This is a genomic window from Microbacterium sp. NPDC055455 (genome assembly GCF_053619935.1).
Genome location: NZ_JBSHLB010000001.1, coordinates 897,133 through 915,316, shown reverse-complemented (window position 1 = coordinate 915,316; position 18,184 = coordinate 897,133). Strand labels below are relative to the sequence as shown.

General features: G+C 71.3%; 14 protein-coding genes and 3 tRNA genes. 6 read left to right on the top strand and 11 right to left on the bottom strand.

The genetic code is table 11. The features are described from left to right. Window positions 1–26 precede the first annotated feature (26 nt). The 3 genes from ACWGUG_RS04050 to tilS all read right to left on the bottom strand — a co-directional run bounded on the left by ACWGUG_RS04050 (window position 27) and on the right by tilS (window position 3,279). Window positions 27–1,925 carry an alpha/beta hydrolase gene (locus ACWGUG_RS04050; RefSeq protein WP_452323905.1) on the bottom strand — a complete coding sequence of 633 codons (1,899 nt, stop codon included), beginning with the start codon at window positions 1,923–1,925 and terminating at the stop codon, window positions 27–29. Continuing rightward, window positions 1,922–2,191 (bottom strand): hypothetical protein, encoded by a 270-nt coding sequence (locus ACWGUG_RS04045; protein ID WP_452323904.1) that lies wholly within the window; start codon window positions 2,189–2,191, stop codon window positions 1,922–1,924. The genes ACWGUG_RS04050 and ACWGUG_RS04045 overlap by 4 nt, the downstream gene beginning before the upstream one ends. Before the next feature lie 92 nt (window positions 2,192–2,283). Continuing rightward, window positions 2,284–3,279 carry a tRNA lysidine(34) synthetase TilS gene (gene tilS, locus ACWGUG_RS04040; RefSeq protein ID WP_452323903.1) on the bottom strand — a complete coding sequence of 332 codons (996 nt, stop codon included), beginning with the start codon at window positions 3,277–3,279 and terminating at the stop codon, window positions 2,284–2,286. A gap of 170 nt (window positions 3,280–3,449) precedes the next feature. Between tilS and ppa the strand changes: the two genes are divergently transcribed. Then, entirely contained in the window at window positions 3,450–3,983 is a 534-nt protein-coding gene (ppa, locus tag ACWGUG_RS04035) for an inorganic diphosphatase (protein ID WP_336393812.1), read from the top strand. A gap of 65 nt (window positions 3,984–4,048) precedes the next feature. Here the strand turns inward: ppa and ACWGUG_RS04030 are convergent, their stop codons facing one another. Further along, a complete protein-coding gene (locus tag ACWGUG_RS04030) occupies window positions 4,049–5,473 on the bottom strand; it encodes a M23 family metallopeptidase (RefSeq protein ID WP_452323902.1) in 1,425 nt (474 codons plus the stop codon). Between the two features lie 218 nt (window positions 5,474–5,691). Here ACWGUG_RS04030 and ACWGUG_RS04025 point away from each other — a divergent pair. The 3 genes from ACWGUG_RS04025 to ACWGUG_RS04015 all read left to right on the top strand — a co-directional run bounded on the left by ACWGUG_RS04025 (window position 5,692) and on the right by ACWGUG_RS04015 (window position 6,011). Continuing rightward, window positions 5,692–5,764 (top strand) — tRNA-Glu (locus tag ACWGUG_RS04025). A gap of 22 nt (window positions 5,765–5,786) precedes the next feature. Next, window positions 5,787–5,860 (top strand) — tRNA-Asp (locus ACWGUG_RS04020). Window positions 5,861–5,938: 78 nt separating this feature from the next. Further along, window positions 5,939–6,011, top strand: a tRNA-Phe gene (locus tag ACWGUG_RS04015). 86 nt (window positions 6,012–6,097) lie between these two features. Here ACWGUG_RS04015 and ACWGUG_RS04010 read toward each other — a convergent pair. Further along, window positions 6,098–6,811, bottom strand: coding sequence for a ThuA domain-containing protein (locus ACWGUG_RS04010; RefSeq protein ID WP_452323901.1), 714 nt, complete (start codon window positions 6,809–6,811; stop codon window positions 6,098–6,100). 91 nt (window positions 6,812–6,902) lie between these two features. Here ACWGUG_RS04010 and ACWGUG_RS04005 point away from each other — a divergent pair, with 91 nt between their 5' ends. Beyond that, window positions 6,903–7,922 (top strand): LacI family DNA-binding transcriptional regulator, encoded by a 1,020-nt coding sequence (locus ACWGUG_RS04005; RefSeq protein WP_452323900.1) that lies wholly within the window; start codon window positions 6,903–6,905, stop codon window positions 7,920–7,922. A gap of 12 nt (window positions 7,923–7,934) precedes the next feature. Here the strand turns inward: ACWGUG_RS04005 and ACWGUG_RS04000 are convergent, their stop codons facing one another. Continuing rightward, complete coding sequence (locus ACWGUG_RS04000) at window positions 7,935–9,818, bottom strand: beta-L-arabinofuranosidase domain-containing protein (protein ID WP_452323899.1); 1,884 nt, start codon at window positions 9,816–9,818, stop codon at window positions 7,935–7,937. A gap of 67 nt (window positions 9,819–9,885) precedes the next feature. On the opposite strand from ACWGUG_RS04000, the gene ACWGUG_RS03995 reads away from it, so the two are divergent. Then, window positions 9,886–12,072, top strand: coding sequence for an alpha-galactosidase (locus tag ACWGUG_RS03995; protein ID WP_452323898.1), 2,187 nt, complete (start codon window positions 9,886–9,888; stop codon window positions 12,070–12,072). Between the two features lie 6 nt (window positions 12,073–12,078). Here the strand turns inward: ACWGUG_RS03995 and ACWGUG_RS03990 are convergent, their stop codons facing one another. The 5 genes from ACWGUG_RS03990 to ACWGUG_RS03970 are packed head-to-tail and all read right to left on the bottom strand — an operon-like array spanning window position 12,079 to window position 18,155. Beyond that, the gene (locus tag ACWGUG_RS03990) at window positions 12,079–13,161 is read right to left on the bottom strand and encodes a Gfo/Idh/MocA family protein (protein ID WP_452323897.1); all 1,083 of its coding nucleotides are present in this window, start codon (window positions 13,159–13,161) and stop codon (window positions 12,079–12,081) included. Further along, entirely contained in the window at window positions 13,158–13,913 is a 756-nt protein-coding gene (locus ACWGUG_RS03985) for a ThuA domain-containing protein (RefSeq protein WP_452324191.1), read from the bottom strand. The genes ACWGUG_RS03990 and ACWGUG_RS03985 overlap by 4 nt, the downstream gene beginning before the upstream one ends. Before the next feature lie 35 nt (window positions 13,914–13,948). Beyond that, on the bottom strand, window positions 13,949–16,270 hold the full coding sequence (locus ACWGUG_RS03980) for a beta-glucosidase (protein WP_452323896.1): 2,322 nt from the start codon (window positions 16,268–16,270) through the stop codon (window positions 13,949–13,951). Beyond that, complete coding sequence (locus tag ACWGUG_RS03975; RefSeq protein WP_336393820.1) at window positions 16,270–17,178, bottom strand: carbohydrate ABC transporter permease; 909 nt, start codon at window positions 17,176–17,178, stop codon at window positions 16,270–16,272. Before ACWGUG_RS03975 ends, ACWGUG_RS03980 begins: the two co-directional genes overlap by 1 nt. After that, on the bottom strand, window positions 17,178–18,155 hold the full coding sequence (locus ACWGUG_RS03970) for a carbohydrate ABC transporter permease (protein WP_452323895.1): 978 nt from the start codon (window positions 18,153–18,155) through the stop codon (window positions 17,178–17,180). Before ACWGUG_RS03970 ends, ACWGUG_RS03975 begins: the two co-directional genes overlap by 1 nt. Window positions 18,156–18,184: the final 29 nt, after the last annotated feature.

The window sequence follows — 18,184 nt, the reverse complement described above, 5'->3', positions numbered from 1 at the left end:
GCGGCGGCGAGGAGTCGGCGCATGCCTCAGTCGACCTCCGTGTAGACCGGCTCGTAGTCGTCGCGGTCGATGCCGTCGATCACGATGGGGCGGCCACCGGCGACGACGATCTCGTCGTCGGCGAACACCTCGGCATCGCCGCCGGTGATGACCGCCACGATGTTCTCGAACGCCGTCGACCCGGGCGTGTAGAGCGAGCTGTGGCTGTCGATGGCGCTCGGCGTGCCGTTGCCCGGGACGTTGTAGTCCTCGATGTCGTCGCTGTCGGCGCGAGCGGCGTCGATCACGCCCGTCTCCAGCCGGATCACGCCGTCGGCGGTCAGGGTGGACTGCCCGTGCAGCGCGTGGAGATCGCCCTCGCGACCCTGGATGAGCCCCACGACCATGTCGTTGCGGCTCATCATCGCGTAGTGGGGCACGTCTGAAGTATGCGGGAAATCGGCGACGCCCGAGACGCCGTCGCCCATGCCCGCAGCGGCGACGTACAGCACGCGGTCGGCGCGGAGGCCGGCGGCTTCGGCGAGGCCGACCGTCGCCCCGCCGTAGCTGTGCCCGAGCACCGTCGTGGTCGCGCCCGCCGGGACCACGATCCCCGCTGTGAAGTCCCGCAGGCGCGGAGCGAGGGCGTGCGAGTACGACGTGCTCATGGCCTCGGGGATGGACTGCGGGAACGCGCCACCGGCCCACTGGAACACCGCCGACGTGCGACCGGCCGCCGCCTGCAGGTCGGCCGCGCGGGCGTCTCCGAACGCGGTCATGTCCGAGCCGGTGCCGGGAACCGAGACGGCGACGGACGTGACCCACGCCGGGATGTCACCGGTGACCGGGTCGAGCGGGCCGTGATACGTGGCGATCGCCTGACGCGCCGGGTCGAAGACCACGACGCGGGCGCCGATCTCGGTGCGGCTCGCACCGGACGCGTCGATGACCTGGATCTCCTGCGTGAGGAGGCCCTCGTACGCGTCGATGAGGCGCTGCTGCTCGGCGATGAGCGCCCCGTACGCCTGCTCGACGGCGTCGCGGCTGTGATACGCGCGGCCGAGCGCCGCGTCGCGGGCGGCTTGCAGCCGTTCGATCTCGGCGCGCCGGGCGGCGATCTCGTCCTCGATGTTCAGGCGGTTCGCGGCGACGCGGTCGCCGATGGGGACCCCGTCGAGGTTGCCGATGACGTGCGGGGCGCCGGCGATCAGCGCTTCCCGCTCGGCGTGACTGAGGCTGTCCCACACCTGCCGCACGAGACCCGGATCGGCGAGCGCGGCGATCTGCTCCGCCGTCACGGCGTCGGTGTCACCCGCCCACAGCGCGGTCGCCGCCACGAACCCGCCCCTGCCCACCGCGCCGTCGTGCGTGAGCTCGGTGATGAGCGGGATCGCCGCGAGCCGGGCGGCCGTGTCGTCGTCGAGCCGGTCCCGCTCCTCGCGCAGAGCGTTGTACGCGGCGCGCGACGACCGGTAGTCGTCGATCGCGGCCTGCCAGCTGTGGAGCAGCGACGGGTCGTCGATGTACAGCCACGACGGCAGCACGTCGTCCCAGTCCAGTGCCCACCCGACCACGAACTCCGACGCCGCATCGAGAGCCGCCTCCCGCCGCGAGCCGATCGCCGCGTGGTCGGCCGCGGCCCGCTGGAGCGCGGCTTCCGCGCGGCGCTGGAGGTCGGCGACGGCGTCGGCGTAGCCGTCGAGCACCCCCGCCGCCTCGTCGGCCGCGTCGGCGACGGCCGTGAACCGCCCCTGGGCGACCGTGACGCGCGGCCGCAGCGCGTCGACGCTCCGAGCCGTCACGGCGGCGAGCGCCGCGAGCGCCGCGCGGGCGGATGCGCTCTGGTCCCGTTCGACGGCCGCGCGGCCCCGGAAGAGCCCCGCGAGGTCGCGGATGGCGTCGACGCTTCCTTCGCCGGGATCGGCGGCGAGGCCCGGGAGGCTCATGCGCCGGCCCCCGCCATCCGGGCATCCAGGGCGCGCAGCTCGGTGTGCACGGTGTCGACGTCCGCCGACAGCTCCGCCGCGACCCCGGCCAGCGCGCTCATGGCCTGGCGGATCAGTGCGTCGACGTCGCCGACCGCGGACGCCACGACGTCGGAGCCGACGGCGGCGAGCGACGGGCAGAACGGGTCGACCGGGGCGACTCCCGCCCGCGTGAGGTGCGAGGTCGCCGCGGCGAAGTCGGAGTCTTCGAATGCGACGTCGGCCATGTCTCGACACACGCTAGCGGGGTCGGATCCAGCGGCCGAGGGGTACATTTCCCCATGTCCGCAGGCGTAGCGCCGGCCCCGCGATCGCGGCGTCAGCGGGCGGTGAACTCTATCCGGCCGCCCACGCGGCGGGCGCGGCATCCGGGCAGATCGATCGGGCCCTGACCCGTCCAGTCGGTCACGAGCCGTGCGACCTCGAGGGTCTGGGTGCGCGTCAGGCTCTCGTGGAACTCGCTGGACACGACATGACGGATGATGCGGTGGCGGAGAGCGGCGGGATTCGCGGCGAGGGCCGCGGCCGAGACCGAGATGCCGGCCTCCGCATGCTCGACGAGGTCTTCGATGGTCTCGTCGATCATCTCGTCGAAGGCCTCCGCGTCCTCGCGCAGCTGGGCCGCGGTGCGCGCGAGCGCCTCGGCGATGCCCGGCCCGAGCTCGGCCTCCAGCACCGGCAGCACCGTCTGGCGCACGCGCACCCGCGCGTAGCGGGCGTCGGCATTGTGCGGGTCGTGCCAGGGCGTCAGCCCCGCGGCCGCGCAGGCCGCGTGCGTGGTGGCCCGCCGCACGCCCAGCAGCGGGCGCAGGAGCGCGACGCCGTCGAGATCCGCGGCATCCGCCATCCCCTGCAGACTCGTGGCCCCGGCACCCCGCGCGAGGCCCAGCAGCACCGTCTCGGCCTGGTCGTCGAGCGTGTGACCGGTGAGGATGGCCGTGGCCCCCGCCGCGCGGGCGTGGGCGCGCAGCGCGCCGTAGCGCGCGTCGCGGGCAGCCGCCTCCGGCCCGCCCGCGTCTCCGACCTCGACCCGGGTGACGTGCGCCCCGAGCCCGAGCGCCTCGGCCTGCCGGGCCGCGGCGGCCGCGGCATCCGCCGATCCGTCCTGAAGCCGGTGGTCCACGATGACCGCGGCCACCCGCAGCCCCAGCTTCGGCGCCTCGAACGCCGTCGCGGCGGCCAGCGCGAGCGAGTCGGCCCCGCCGGACAGCGCCACGATCACCGTCGAGCCCTGCGCGAGGCCGGTGAGGGCGCGGCGGACCGCCAGTCGCACCTCGGCGACGGCGGGGTCGAGTCCGGGTCGGCGGTCGGTCACGCGACCCACGGTACCGGCCGACGCCGCGCGCCCTCGCGAGGATCCGTGCGTCGCGGGGGTGCGCACCGGCGTGTCGCCCGGATTCGCGACGGCGTTGAGCAGTTAGGGACCGGCCGAGCACCGGAACTAGGCTTGTCGCGGCAATCCACAGTCTTCGAAGGAGCACCGCTATGGGCGCGTACGACGCCGTCATCGAGATCCCGCGCAACAGCAAGATCAAGTACGAGGTCGACCACGGCACGGGCCGGGTGTTCCTCGACCGCATCCTCTACACGCCGATGGGCTACCCGACCAACTACGGCTTCTTCGAGAACACCCTCGGCGAGGACGGCGACCCGCTCGACGTGCTCGTGCTGCTCGACCACGACCTGGCCCCCGGCATCCTCGCGCAGGTGCGCCCCGTCGGCGTGCTCAAGATGAGCGACGAGGCCGGCGGCGACGACAAGGTCGTGGCCGTGCTCGCCAAGGACCCGCGCTGGGCGCACATCCAGGACGTCGCCGACATCCCGGAGTACACCCAGAAGGAGATCACGCACTTCTTCGAGCACTACAAGGATCTCGAGCCCGGCAAGTGGGTCAAGGTCGACGAGTGGGCGGACGCGGCCGAGGCCGAGCGGCTCGTCGACGAGGCCTTCGCACGGTTCGCCGAGCACGAGGGCCAGACCAAGACCCAGGGTGAGGGCGTCGCACCGAACACGCTCTGACCTGTGCACAAACGGAGAGCGGATGCCGAGGCATCCGCTCTTCGTCGTTCTGGGACGTCTGCGGGTCAGACCGAGATGCCGCGGTCGGCCATGAAGTAGATCGGGTTGACGGGGTAGCCGTTCCAGTACGTCTCGAAGTGGAGGTGGCAGCCGAACGAGTTGCCGGTGTTGCCCTCGCTCGCGATGAGCTGCCCCGCGCCGACCCACTGGCCGACGCCGACGAAGATGCCGCCCGAGCGGATGTGGGCATAGCCGGTGCCGATGCCGCCGCCGTGGTCGATCTTGATGTAGTTGCCGTAGCCGCCGTTCCAGCCCGCGTAGACGACGCGTCCTGCGGATGCCGCGTAGATGCCGGCCCCGCACCCGGCGGCGAGGTCGACGCCGTAGTGGAATCCGCTCGAGCAGTAGCTGTTGCCGCACTGCACGGTGCGCGGGCCGTATCCGGAGCTGCGCCATCCGGAGGACGGGCGAGCCCATCCGGTCCCGATGACCGCGCCGCCGCCTCCGCCGCCGCCGCCTCCGCCGCCTCCACCGCCCCCGCCTCCGGCGGCCGCCTGCTCGCGCGCGATGCGCTCGGCCTCGGCGCGCGCGGCTGCGGCCGCGGCGGCGCGGGCTGCTTCCTCCGCCGCCTTGCGCACGCGCTCGCCCTCTTCGTACTGGGCGACCGTCTTGGCGGTGGTGTCCTGGAGGGCGGCCAGCTGCGCCTCGAGCTCGCCGCGCTTGGCGTTCTGCGCGTCGAGGGCGGCCTGCGCCTCGTCGGCGGCCTTCTGGGCTGCCGCCATCTTCTCTTCGGCGATCTTCTGCAGGCGGTCGCGCTCTGTGCGCTGCACGGCGGCCTGGTCACTGAGGCTCTGTGCCGAATCCCGTGCCGTGACGGCCTGGGCGTACACCGCCTGGTTGCGCTGGACGAGCTTGTCCATCGTGCCCAGACGCGCGAGCAGATCGTCGGCCGAGGAGGCCGACCCGGCGAAAAAGAGCTCGAGCGACGTGTCGTCGCCGCCGTTGCGGTACAGCTGCGCGGCGACGCGTCCGGCCTTGTTGGTGGCGTCCAGCGCAGCCGCCGCCTGCTCGTCGGCCTGCTGCTGGAGCTGGTCGGCGCGGAGGGCCGCATCGAAGTACTCCTGCTGCGCCACGTAGAACTCGTCGGCCAGCTGCTGCGCGATCTGCCGCTTCGAGGCGACATCGGCCTCGAGCCCGGCGATCAGGTTCTGGATGTTGACGATCTCGGCGGCCTTCGCGGCCTCGTTCGCCCTGGCCGCGGCCACGTCGTCCCACGAAGGGTAGTCGGCGGCGAACGCGGGGCTCACCAGCGGCCCGAGCACTGCGCCGCCTGCGCTGAGCGCGGCGACGCCGAGGATGCCGAGTCCGAGCGCGGTGCGGCGGTTCATCGAGGGCCACAGTCGACGCTGCTCGAGCGGAGTGGGAGCGCAGCCGCAGTCGTCGACGGCATCGTCGGATGAGGCTTTCGCGGTGACTTCATCGAGCTGCACCGGACCCTCCCCTCGCGGCGTCACTCTTTTCACACTAGCAACATCGGTAACATGCGCAAACCCCCACCTGCGCACGTCCGCCGCCGCTTCGGGCAGCGGTCACTGCGCAAGTCTCCGCCTCCGCCGCACGTTCCACAAGAGCGGCGCGCCCTCGATTCGCGTTTTGCCCGGCGATTACGTATGCTTGGTCCTCGGCAGTGAGCCCCCAAGGTTCACCCGGCCCCATCGTTTAGCGGCCTAGGACGCCGCCCTTTCACGGCGGTAGCACGGGTTCGAATCCCGTTGGGGTCACTCCACACAAATCAATAAGCATGGCCCTGTAGCGCAGTTGGTTAGCGTGCCGCCCTGTCACGGCGGAGGTCGCGGGTTCAAGTCCCGTCAGGGTCGCTCCGAGCGACGGGCCCTTTTCTCGAAGAGGGCCTTTCGTCTAGGACGCGGCAGGTCTTGCAAGAGAAACCACCGTGCGGCTCTGTAGCTCAGTTGGTAGAGCGTTCGACTGAAAATCGAAAGGTCACCGGATCGATGCCGGTCGGAGCCACAAGGGTGATCGTTACAGTCACCCCAGGAACCCTCGCGTAGCTTCTACATCGCGGGGGTTTCGCTTTTCCCGCAGCCGGGCCGACGTCAGGAACTGCGAGTCGCCCACAGCATCCCTCTTTCGATGATCGTGCGAACGCTGACGTCGCGGAGGACCGACAGGCTGTGGCCCGGAGTCGCGACGAAGACGCGGCCCTGCCCCCACTCGCGCGTCCACACGGCGGGCGAGGTGATGGGGCGCTGCCAGGGGTGATGCGGCTGGACGGGGTGCGTGGTCGTGGCCAGCACGTCGTTGAGGTCGTCGCTCAGCACCCAGTACTGCTCGGTGCGAAGGGTGAAGTCCTCCACACCGGCCATGATCTCGTGCGAGCGCCCGAGCTCGGTGAGATCCACGGTGTAGCAGAGGAAGTTGTCGCGCTCGTCACCCTCACGCGCATCGGGGTGCTTGGACGGATGGGTGGCGAACTGACCGCCGATCAGCTGCAGGTAGTCGGAGCTGTCGCGATACGAGTCGGCGATGCCGCCGTGCCACCCGGCCAGTCCCGTGCCCCGCTCGACAGCGCCGCGCAAGCCCTTGAGCGCATCGGCCGAGATCTCGGACATCGTCACGCACTGCACGATCAGGTCGGTGCGGTCCATCTCGTCGCGGTCGGCGTAGACCTCGTTGGACTCCTCGATGCGCACGTCGAAGCCCCGCTGCTCGAGGAACGGAAGAAACATCTCGGTCGCCTCGACGGGTCGGTGACCCTCCCATCCCCCGCGCACGATCAAGGCGCGGCGTCCCTCGTGAGTCGTCGTCATCGACCTCATCCCTCCGCATCGACGGGTGCTACGCCGTCACAATGCCACCGCGCGGATGCGAACCGGATGAACTTTGCGCAAAAATCGATGCGTGAGCGACGGTGCACGGGTGACCCTCAGCGCGGTGGCCGAGCGCGCGGGGGTGAGCATCGCCACGGCGTCGCGGGCGCTCCGCGCGCGCGGCGAGATGTCCGCCGATACGCGAGCGAGGGTCTTCCGCGCGGCCGCCGAGCTCGGCTATCCCGGCACCGGCGCAGGGAGGGGCCGACCGCGCCGCGGCACCGCGTTGATGTTCGACCTCGTGCTCGGGCACTTCCACGACCCGTACACCGAGGAGATCACCGCCGGCGCCCGCACCACCGCCTCGTCGCTCGGCTACGACCTCGTCCTGACAGCTGAGCGGGACGACCCGGCCGACGACTGGCCCGAACGCATCCGCTCCCGCGGCTCCGCCGGCGTCGTCACCGGTCTCATCACCCCCACGAGCGCGCAGATCGCCGCGATGCAGCGCGCCGGCATCCCCCTGGTGCTGATGGAGCCGCCGTCCGAGGCGTCGAGGCCCCTGCCGAGCGTCCGCACGACCGACCGGGCAGGAGGCTCGGCGGCCGCTGAGCACCTCATCTCGCGGGGAGCCCGTCGCTTCGTCGTCATCGGCGGCGCCCCCTCCTACCGCTACGGCCGAGCGCGCGTCGAGGGGTTCACCGCCACCCTGGGCGAGCTCGCGCCCCATGCGCCGTGCGTGCGGACGAGCGCGGACTGGAGCGCGTGGGACGCTCGCCGCGCGTGTGCACGGGCGCTGTCGGAGCTCGGCGGCGAGGGGCCGGTGGGGATCTTCGCCTGCTCGGACGAGATGGCCGCCGGCGCCTATCGGGCCGTCGCCGACAGCAGGCTCACCATCCCCCGCCACGTGCTCGTGGTCGGCTTCGACGATGTTCGAGGCGCACGGTGGCTGCATCCGTCCCTCACGACGATCCGTCAGCCGATCCGCGAGATGGCGGCGACCGCGGTGCGGCTCCTCGCCCGCTCCGCAGCGGGCGAAGAGGTCGCACCCGATGCGATCGTCATGCCGACCGAGCTCGTCGAGCGCGGCTCGACCCGCGCCGCGATCTAGAGATCGGCGCAGCTACGCCGGGCGCACCGGGAAGTACACCGAGTAGCGCTCGTCGACCACCTCGTGCAACGGCACGAACCGGATCGCCTGCGGCTGCCCCACGCTGCGATGGCGCACCAGCCACTGGGTCCACTGCCGCTCGTCGTCGGGCGCGAGCATCGTGGCCGCATCGCCCGGATCGCCGATGAGCGACACCTCGTGATCGACCAGGCCCGCCAGCACGACCGGACCCTCCACGAAGGCGATCGTCGCCGGCTCGTCAGGAATCGGCACCGTCCGCACGGCGAAGGGGAACTCCACGGCGATCTCGGTCTCGCCCCCGGGATGATCGATCTCGAGCCACCGGTCGCCATGGTGCCAAGACGCCTCGGTGTGCACGCGGGGCGCGGCCGAAATCCACGCCGGCACGCGCAGACGCACCCGGTTCGCGCTTCCCGTGACGGTGACGCGCACGCGCAGCGCGCGCGGACGATGGCGGTCGCCGCCGGGTCCGGCATTGGCGTCGGGGCCGACGTACCGCGCGTCGTCGAGGAGGACGATGTCGATGCGCGCGTCGCGCTCGGGGATTTCGGCTCGGACAGGCACGTACTGCGCCACCGTCACGGCGGCGCCCGGTCCGGCGTACACCGCTGACTGCGCATGACGGGTGTGCGCCTGGACGAGCGTGCCGTGGCAGCACCAGAAGTCCTCGGTGGGGCTGCCCCACTCCTTGCGCGCGCCGCCTTCGAGCGGGAGGAAGTACGCCACCATGCCGGTGCGCGGGTTCTGCTGGGCGAGCAGGCCGTTGTGCAGGTTGGTCTCGATGTAGTCCAGCGCCTCGACGTCTCCGGTCCAGCGGAAGATCACGTCCGCCAGCCGGATCATGTTGTACACCGAGCAGTGCTCCTGGGTCTTCGGCCCCCGACGGGCGGCGAAAGCGAAGGGCGGCGTCCAGATCTCACCCGAGGTCTGGCCTCCGGTGCAGAAGGTGCCGCGCTCGACGACCGCCGACCGCCAGTAGGCGGTAACGACCTCGCGCCACCGCTCGTCGCCGGTGACCTCGTACGCGCGAGCGGCTCCGAGCACCTCGGGAATCGTGGTGTTGGCGTGCATGTTGGTGAGCACGTCCTCTCCGGCCCGAAGCGGGTCGAAGAGGGTGCCGTGCCAGTAGCGGTCGAGCAGGTCCCGGTACCGCTCGTCGCCGGTGGCCTCGAGGAGATCGGCCCAGACCTCCAGCATCCCGCCGGTCTCGACCTCCAGGATCTGCTGGAATCTGCCGGGGTCGAACCCGCGCGCCCACCGTGCGATCGCCCCCGCCGCGCGGTGCGCGATCCCCAGCGCGCGCTCGTCGCCGAGGTCGCGCCACACGTCGACCAGTCCCATGAACGTCTTGTGGATCGCGTACTGGGGCGCCCAGGTCTCGCGACCCTCACCCAGTCGCCGCAGGAACGACTCGGGGGTGGCGAACACCCACTCGCCGCCGTTCTCGTCCTGGCACCGCTCCAGCCCCGCCACCACGTTCTCGAGACGACCGCGCAGCAGCGGGTCGCCCGTGGTGGCGACCTCGCGCGCCGCGGCCGACATCCAGTGCCCGAGGAAGTGCCCGCGCAGGAGCGACCCCGGGGTCTCCCAGCCCCAGTGGCGATCGAGACCGCGGTCGACGAGGTCGGCGCGCGACGGATGCAGGTGCCAGGCCTGATCGATGACCCCGGCCTCGAGAAGGTGATTCTGCAGCAGATTCCGCTCGGTCAGTGACGCGACGTACTCGCGGTTGAGGCGTCGACGGTTCTCGAACGTTCCGGACGTGAGCCGGACCCGGTCGGGCGCGAGGGCGGTGGCGGCCGGAGCGGACGAGCCAGGGGCGTCGGCGGCAGGGCGGGGCGCGGCCGACCGGTGCGCGGCAGGGTTCGCAGTCACGATTTCTCCTCGGTGAGATCGATCTCTGACTGTACTCCTCTGCCCCTCGACCATCACAATGGTCGGTATGAGCGAACTTCGCGTGGTCCACCTGTCATCCGCCGACGTGTCGCTGGTGGTGGCCCAGCGCGGGGACGAGCTGCCGGCGATCGTGCACTGGGGCGCACGCCTGGACGTGTCGGACGACGACCTGCGCACGCTCGCCACCATCGACGATCGGCCCGGATTGTCGGCGGATTCCGACGTGCCGTACCGACCCAGCGTGCTCCCGGAGCACTCGCGCGGCTGGTTCGGACGACCCGGGCTGAGCGTGCACCGCGGGGGTCGCGCATGGTCTCCGCGCTTCCGCGCCGCGCCGATTCATGTGGCGGGAACCGCGGCCGCCGTCGGCGCGACCTCGCTCGGAGCGGCGGGCATCACCGTCGAGGCGAGCGACGAGTGGGCCGGCATCGCGGTCACCCTGGAGATCGATCTCACTTCCGGCGGCCTGCTGCGCACACGTGTAGGGGTGCGCAACACCGGCACCGGAGCGGGCGAGGTGGACGTCGTCGAAGCGCTGCTCGCACTCCCGGTGCCCCTGCGTGCGAGCGAGATCCTCGACTTCAGCGGCAGATGGGCTCACGAGCGCATTCCGCAGCGTCACCCCGTGGTCCGCGGCACCCATGCGCGGGTCTCGCGCCGCGGCCGCACGGGACTGGACGCCACCACCGTCCTCGCCCTCGGCGTGCCGGGATTCGCCGCCGACACCGGTGAGACATGGCTCTGTCACGTGGGGTTCAGCGGCGACCACGAGCACGCCGTGGAGCGCACGGACGGCTTCCTGGCGTTCCGCGGCGGCGAACTGCTCCTTCCCGGGGAGGTGCGCCTGAAGGCCGGTGACCAGTACGTGTCCCCGTGGATCTTCGGCGCCTACGGCGACGGGTGGGACGCGGCATCCGCTCGGTTCCACGCCTACCTGCGGGAGCGCAATCGCGCCGGCACGCGTCCGCGACCGGTCACCCTGAACGTGTGGGAGGCGGTGTACTTCGATCAGGATGCCGCAACCCTCACCGAGCTGGCCGAACAGGGCGCCGCCCTCGGCGTCGAACGGTTCGTGCTGGACGACGGCTGGTTCCGCGGGCGACGGGACGACCGCGCCGGCCTCGGCGACTGGGAGCCGGATCCGCACGCGTGGCCGGACGGGCTCCGGCCCCTCGCCGATCGGGTGCGCTCGCTGGGGATGGAGTTCGGGCTGTGGGTCGAGCCCGAGATGATCAACGAGGACTCCGACCTCGCCCGCGCCCATCCCGACTGGATCCTCCGCGCCCGCGACACCCTGCCCGCACGCTACCGCTTCCAGCAGGTGCTGGACCTCACCAATCCCGACGCGTACGCGCACATCCTCGGCCGGCTGGACGCCCTCGTCACCGAGATCGGCGTGAGCTATCTGAAGTGGGACCACAACCGCGATCTCGTCGACGCCGGGCATCCGGCCACCGGCGCCCCGGCGGTCCACGAGCAGACTCTGGCGGTGTACCGGCTCCTCGACGAGCTGCGGCACCGGCATCCACAGCTCGAGATCGAGAGCTGCGCGTCGGGCGGAGGGCGGGTCGACCTCGGCATCCTCGAGCGCACCGACCGCATCCATCCCTCCGACAGTCACGACCCCGTCGACCGTTTCCACATCCTCGGCTGGACGGGCCTGCTCGTGCCGCCGGAGATGATGGGATCGCACGTGGCCTCGGCGGTCTCGAGCACCACCGGACGCACCTCCACGCTCGCGTATCGCTGTGCCGTGGCGTTCCTCGGGCACTTCGGCATCGAGTGGGACATCCGCGAGCTGACCGACGACGAGCGGGAGGTGCTCTCGACGTGGATCGCGCGCTGGCGTCGTCACCGCGACCTCATCTCCACCGGACGAGCCGTGTCGGGCTCGAGCGACCTCGCCGCCCCGTCGCTGCGGGGCGTCGTGTCGCCCACCGGCGACGAGGCGATCTACACCGTCGTCACGCCGGCCACCAGCGCCGACGCGATGGCGCACCTGCGTCTTCCCGGGCTGGACCCGAGCCGCCGCTACCGGCTGAGGGCGAGCGCGCCCGAGTCGCTGGGTCCGCCCTGGCAGGTGCCGGCCTGGCTCGACGCGGCGACGCTCGACGGCGACGACGACGCCGCGGCGCCCGTGCTCAGCGGGGCCGCGCTCGGGATCGTGGGGCTCGACTTCCCCGTCTTCCACCCCGAGCGCGCGGCCGTCCTGCACGTCGAGGTGGTCGACTGAAGGGCGTCAGCGCGGCGGTGCCTCGCGCCAGCGCGTGATCGCCTCGGCGACGGCGTGGTCGCCCGCTCCCCGCGCCGCTTCGGCGGCGTGTGCGGATGCCGCGGCGAAGACGTCGTCGAGGCGCACCGACTCACCGGACCGAGCCGAGGCGAGGGCGGCCTCGACCATCGCGAGGCTCCAGATGTTGGCCCGCACTTCGCCGGAGGGGACCGGGCCGCCGTCCAGCGCGGCGACGAACTCGGCCAGCGCGGCATCGAGCCCTTCGTCCCCGTCCCCGACCGGCACCGTCCGCGGCTCTCCGTCGCGACCCTGGGCGCTCACCCCGGCTTCGCCGTCCCACGTCACCGAGCCGGCGGCGGCGCTCGCGCGCCACGATCCGTTCCACGAGGTCGTCAGGCCGTCGGCGCACCAGCTGCCCGAGTAGGAGAAGCGGGCGCCGTCGTCGAAGCGGAACACCGCTTCTGCCGCCGCGCCCCCGCGGTACCAGCTCCACGGCGGCGAGAACTCGTCGCAGTACACCGAGACGGGGTCGGCGCCGAGCACGTATCGCGCCTGATCGAAGGTGTGGATGGCCATGTCGATGAGGAGGGGCGATTCCATCTCGTCTCGGAATCCGCCGAAGCGCGGGTTCTGGAAGAACAGCGCTGTCAGCTGCGCCGCGCCCCCGGCGGCGGCCACCTCGTCGCGGAAGGCGCGGATGCCGGCGGAGTACCGCCGGGACTGGCTGGTGGCGAGCAGCACACCGGTGAGCTCGCTCACCGCGGCGAGCGCGAGCGCGTCCGACACCGTCGGAGTGACGGGCTTCTCGCTGAGCACCGGGACGCCCTGCCGAAGGGCGGCTTCGCTGACCGCGCGGTGCGCCTCGGGGATGGTGACGTTCAGCAGCATCCCCGGGTGTCCTGCCGCCGCGAAGGCCTCGTCGACCGACGCGACGCACGGGATGTCCCATCCGCGCTCGCCGGCGGCCGCACGTGCGGTCTCTACCGACACGTCCACGATCGCGCTCACGCGGAGGTCGTCGCGGCGGGCGACGGTGTCGAGCCACGCGCGTCCCATCCCGCCGGCGCCGACGACGACGACGTCCCTCATGCGAGCACCTCGCCGTCCCACTCGCGGGGCGTGTCGAACTCGCCGGCGCGGTGCATCGTGAGGCGCGGGACGACGCGGGGGCGCACCTGCCTGGCCCACGCCGCCGCGTTGGCGAGCACCCGCTGGATCTCTGGCTGGTGGTAGACGGGGTACTCCTGGTCGCCGGGCGAGAAGTAGAAGATGCGCCCGTGACCGCGCGAGAACGTCATGCCCGAGCGGAAGACCTCTCCGCCGGTGAACGTGGAGACGAACACCAGCTCGTCGGGGACGGGCACGTCGAAGAACTCGCCGTACATCTCCTGCGAGGGGATCACGATCGGATGCGGGACGCCGACGGCGATCGGATGCGTCGGCGCGACCGTCCACACCAGCTCGCGGTCGTCCGCCTGCCGCCAGCGCAGCGAGCACGTCGTGCCCATGAGGCGGATGAAGATCTTCGAGAAATGGCCCGAGTGCAGCACGACGAGCCCCATCCCGGCGAGGACGTGACGCTGGACGCGCTCGACCACGACGTCGTCGACCGCGTCGTGGCGCAGATGACCCCACCAGAACAGCACGTCGGTCGCTTCGAGTCGCTCCTCGGTCAGGCCGTGCTCGGGGTCGTCGAGCGTGGCGGTCTCGACGACCGCGTCGTCCGGCAGCAGCCGGCGGAGCCCCGCCGCGATCGTGCCGTGCATGGTGTCGGGGTACAGCCGCTGCGTCGTCTCGTCGTGCTTGTCGTGGTGATTCTCGCCCCACACGAGCACGCGGATCCCTGGGTCCGGTGCTGATGTCGTCCGTCCTGATGTCACTGCGCTGACCTTCCTTCCGTGCCGTCCTCAGCCCACGCGGTCCGGCCCGCCCGGGCGAGGAGGATGCACCGGTCTCCGGACAGACGCACCCGCGCCTCGACGGGCCGATCGGCGGCCGACGGCCCCGCCGAGAGCACCACGACACCGGGGTCGACGGCCAGGCGGCCATCGGCGCCGGTGGCGGCCAGCCGTGCCGCCTCGAGGGTGAAGCGCACGGTGCGCCGCTGCCCGGCGGGCACGTGGATGCGGGCGAACCCGACCAGCTGCACGTCGGGGCGCACCACGGACGACGACGGGAAGGATGCGTAGAGCTGAACGACCTCGATGCAGTCCTCGCCGCTGTTGCCGACGGTCACCGCCACCTCGGCTGCTCCCGTCGTGGGGACGATGAGCGGCGTGGAGAGGTCCTCATAGGCGATCCGACCGGGAGTGAGGCCGAAGCCGAACGGGTACAGCGGGGTGGGGTCGGCCACCGTGATGCCCGCATTGTGCCGGCCCAGAGGCGGCTGCAGGTAGGTGCCGGCGGCGGCGGGCGACCGCGGGATCTGCACCGGCAGCCTTCCGCTCGGGGCCACACGCCCCGAGAGGACCCCGGCGACGGCGGCGGCCCCCTCGGCTCCGGGGAAGAACGCCTGCACGATCATGCCCGCCGCGCCGTAGTCACCGAGGGCGTACGGCCGGCCCGACACGACGACGAGCGCGGTCGGTGTGCCCGTCGCGAGGACCGCCCGCACGAGTTCGTCTTGGCGGCCGGGCAGTCGCAGATCCTCGGCGTCGCATCCCTCGCCAGAGGTGCCGGCGCCGAAGAGCCCCGCCACGTCGCCGACGACGAGGATCACCGCATCGCTGTCGCGGGCCAGGTCCACGGCCTCCGCGATCCGGGCGTTCCCGTCGCCCACGATCGCGCACCCGGGCTCGGTGACGACGACGGATGCCTCGAACTCGGCGCGCACCGCGTCGTCGATCGTGGGGATCGCGATGCCGGGGTCGTGTCCGGGGTACTTGGTGAGGACGTGGTTGGGGAAGGCGTAGCAGCCGAGCAGGCTGCGGTACTCGGCGGCGGCCGGGCCGATGAGGCCGATCTGCGCCCCCGGCCGCAGCGGGACCGTGCCGTCGTCCTTGAGCAGGACGATCGATTCCTCGGCCAGCCGCGACGACAGCGCGCGATTGCGGTCGCCGTCCAGGCATACCTGTTCCGCACCGTCCGGGACGATCGCCCCGCCGTCGAGGAGTCCCGCCTCGATCTTGTGGCGCAGGTGCCGGACGGCGGCACGGTCGATGTCACTCTCGTCCACCAGCCCCTCGCGCACCAGACGCGGCAGGGCGGCGTATGCCACCGTCGAGGGCAGCTCGACATCCACGCCCGCCCGCAGGGCCAGCGCACCGGCGGCTGCGGCGTCGGCGGCCACCCGGTGCATCGACACCAGGAACGGCACGGCCCAGTAGTCGGCGACCACCGTGCCGTCGAAACCCCACTCGGTGCGCAGCACGCCGTCCAGCAGCTCGCGGTTGGCGGTGCTCGGGATGCCGTCGACGTCGGTGTACGAGGTCATGACGCTGCGGGCCCCGCCCTGCCGGAGCGCCGTTTCGAACGGGGGCAGCACCGTGTCCGCGAATTCGCGCGGGCCCATGCTGACCGGAGCGTGGTTGCGGGCTCCGCGCGAGGCGGCGTACCCGGCGAAGTGCTTGAGGGTGGCGATGACGCCGGCGCTCTCGAGCCCCGCGACGTAGGCCGCACCGATCTGACCGACGACGTACGGGTCCTCGCCGAGGGTCTCCTCGACGCGGCCCCAGCGGTAGTCGCGCACGACGTCCAGGACCGGGGCGAGTCCCTGGTGCACGCCGATCGCACGCATGTCCTCGCCGATGGCGCGAGCCATCTCGCGCACCAGATCTTCGTCGAAGCTCGCGGCCCACGCGAGCGGGGTGGGGAAGGCGGTGGCGCCGAACGCGGCGAGACCGGTGAGGCACTCCTCGTGCACCAGCGCCGGAATGCCGAGCCGCTGCTGCGCGATCACCTTCCGCTGCAGCTCGCGTAGCCGGGCCACGCCCTCGGGCACGGTCACCGGCGCCGTGCCGTACACGCGGGTCAGCTGACCCAGGCCGTGGGTGAAGGGGTCACCGGCGTCGGAGGCGTCGGCGTCGCCCTCGAGCTTGGGGGCGAAGGCGTCGGCGGAATCGGTGAGCCACACCGACCCCAGCTGCGCGACCTTCTCTTCCAGAGTCAGTTCGTCGACGAGTGCCTGGGCGCGCTCTCGCGCGCTCAGCGTCGTATCGCGCCACCGACCCTCGTCGACGACGCCTGCGTTCACGCTCATCAGCCCTTGAACGCTCCGTCCATGATCCCGGCGACCATGCGACGGCCGACGAAGAAGAAGACGATCAGCAGCGGCAGGGTGGCCATGAACGACCCGCCCATCGTCAGCGCCAGGTCGATCGTACGGTTGGCCTGCAGCTGCTTCAGCACGATCTGGACCGTGAACAGCTCGGGCGACTTCAGCACGATGAACGGCCACATGAAGTCGTTCCACACCGCCGTGAAGGTGATGAGCCCGAGCACGAACGCCGCCGGACGCACGACGGGGAAGCCGATGCGCCAGAAGATCTGCCAGCTGTTGGCCCCGTCGATGCGCGCGGCCTGCATGAGCTCGTCGTTCAGCGTCGTGGCCATGTGCTGACGCATCCAGAAGATGCCGAAGGCGCTCGCCAGCCCCGGAACGATGATCGCCTGCAGCGTGTCGACCCAGTCGAGCCACGAGATGATCAGGTACTGCGGGATCACACTGAGCTGCGCCGGCACCGTCATGGTGAGCAGCACGATCAGGAACAGTGCGTTGCGGCCGGGGAACTGCAGTTTGGCGAAGGCGAAGCCGGCCAGTGCGCACAGCAGCGAGGCGATCACCGCGATCGACAGCGACACGATCACGCTGTTGAGCAGCGATTGGAAGAACGGCACGGTGTCGAAGACCTTGCCGGCGATCTCGAAGAAGTTGAACCCGGGGTAGAGGCGCGGGGGGATCGAGGTGACCGCCGAGGCCCCCACCGACGCGATGACGAACATGTAGTACAGCGGGAAGACGCTGACGAGCACCGCGATGATGAGCATCAGGTAGACGGGCCACGACACGCGGCCTGCCCGGGCCCCGCGCCCGGGGCGACGCTTCTGCGGACGAGTGAGCGCCTCCTGGCCCGCCTGCGGGACCGCCTGATCGATGACGTCGGACATCAGCGCGCCTTCCGGGTGCGAGTGGTCAGGTAGAAGTTGATGAGCGACACGACGACGACGATGAGGAACAGTGCGACGCCGATCGCCGAGCCGTAGCCGAACTCGAACTGCCCGAAGCCCTGCTCGTAGAGGAACAGCGCGAGCGTCTGGCACTGGCGTCCGCCACCGCAGGTGAGCCCGGACTCGGGTGCCACGAGAAGCGGCTCGGTGAAGATCTGCAGCCCGCCGATCGTCGACATGATGACGGTGAAGATGATGATCGGGCGCAGAGACGGGATGGTGAGGTGGATGAACTGCTGCCACCCGGATGCCCCGTCGACCGAGGCCGCCTCGTACATCTCCCGCGGGAGCGCCTGGAGCCCCGCGAGGTAGAGCAGCGTGTTGTAGCCGAACCAGCGCCACATCACCATCGACGAGATGACGATCCACGACCCGACCTGCGAGGACAGGAAATTGACCGCGGGGATGCCGAAGATGCCGAGGACCCAGTTGATGAGGCCGAAGTTGCGGTCGAAGATCTGGGCGAAGACGAGCGCGGTGGCCGCCACCGAGGTGATGTAGGGCACCAGCAGGGCCATGCGGAAGAAGTTCGCCCACTTGAGCATGGCGTGGTTGAGCAGGTGGGCGAGCCCGAGCGCCAGCAGGAGCTGCGGGATCGTGGAGATGAGGAAGATGCCGAACGTGTTCACGAACGCGTTCCAGAAGCGGGGGTCCTGGAACAGCCGCTCGAAGTTGGCGAGTCCGACGAAGGTCTGCTCGCCGATGGGGTTCCAGTCGAACAGCGCCACGTAGAAGGTGAAGACGAGCGGGAACAGCCCGAAGATCGCGAAGATGACGAAGAACGGCGCGATGTAGACGTACGGCGCGATGCGCTCGCCGAAGCTCTGCCGGATGCGCGACGGCGGTCGGTCAGCTCGGCGGGTCTTGCGCACGGAGATGATGGTGGCGGTTTCGGTCGCGGGAGCGGTGACGGTCATCTTCCTCTGCCTCGGTCGGGACGGTGGCC

Bases quoted from the DNA above. Each gene is read 5' to 3' on its own strand.
- ACWGUG_RS04050 (WP_452323905.1), bottom strand. From the start codon at position 1,925: ATGAGCCTCCCGGGCCTCGCCGCCGATCCCGGCGAAGGAAGCGTCGAC.
- ACWGUG_RS04045 (WP_452323904.1), bottom strand. From the start codon at position 2,191: ATGGCCGACGTCGCATTCGAAGACTCCGACTTCGCCGCGGCGACCTCG.
- ppa (WP_336393812.1), top strand. From the start codon at position 3,450: ATGGGCGCGTACGACGCCGTCATCGAGATCCCGCGCAACAGCAAGATC.
- ACWGUG_RS04010 (WP_452323901.1), bottom strand. From the start codon at position 6,811: ATGACGACGACTCACGAGGGACGCCGCGCCTTGATCGTGCGCGGGGGA.
- ACWGUG_RS03995 (WP_452323898.1), top strand. From the start codon at position 9,886: ATGAGCGAACTTCGCGTGGTCCACCTGTCATCCGCCGACGTGTCGCTG.
- ACWGUG_RS03990 (WP_452323897.1), bottom strand. From the start codon at position 13,161: ATGAGGGACGTCGTCGTCGTCGGCGCCGGCGGGATGGGACGCGCGTGG.
- ACWGUG_RS03980 (WP_452323896.1), bottom strand. From the start codon at position 16,270: ATGAGCGTGAACGCAGGCGTCGTCGACGAGGGTCGGTGGCGCGATACG.
- ACWGUG_RS03975 (WP_336393820.1), bottom strand. From the start codon at position 17,178: ATGTCCGACGTCATCGATCAGGCGGTCCCGCAGGCGGGCCAGGAGGCG.
- ACWGUG_RS03970 (WP_452323895.1), bottom strand. From the start codon at position 18,155: ATGACCGTCACCGCTCCCGCGACCGAAACCGCCACCATCATCTCCGTG.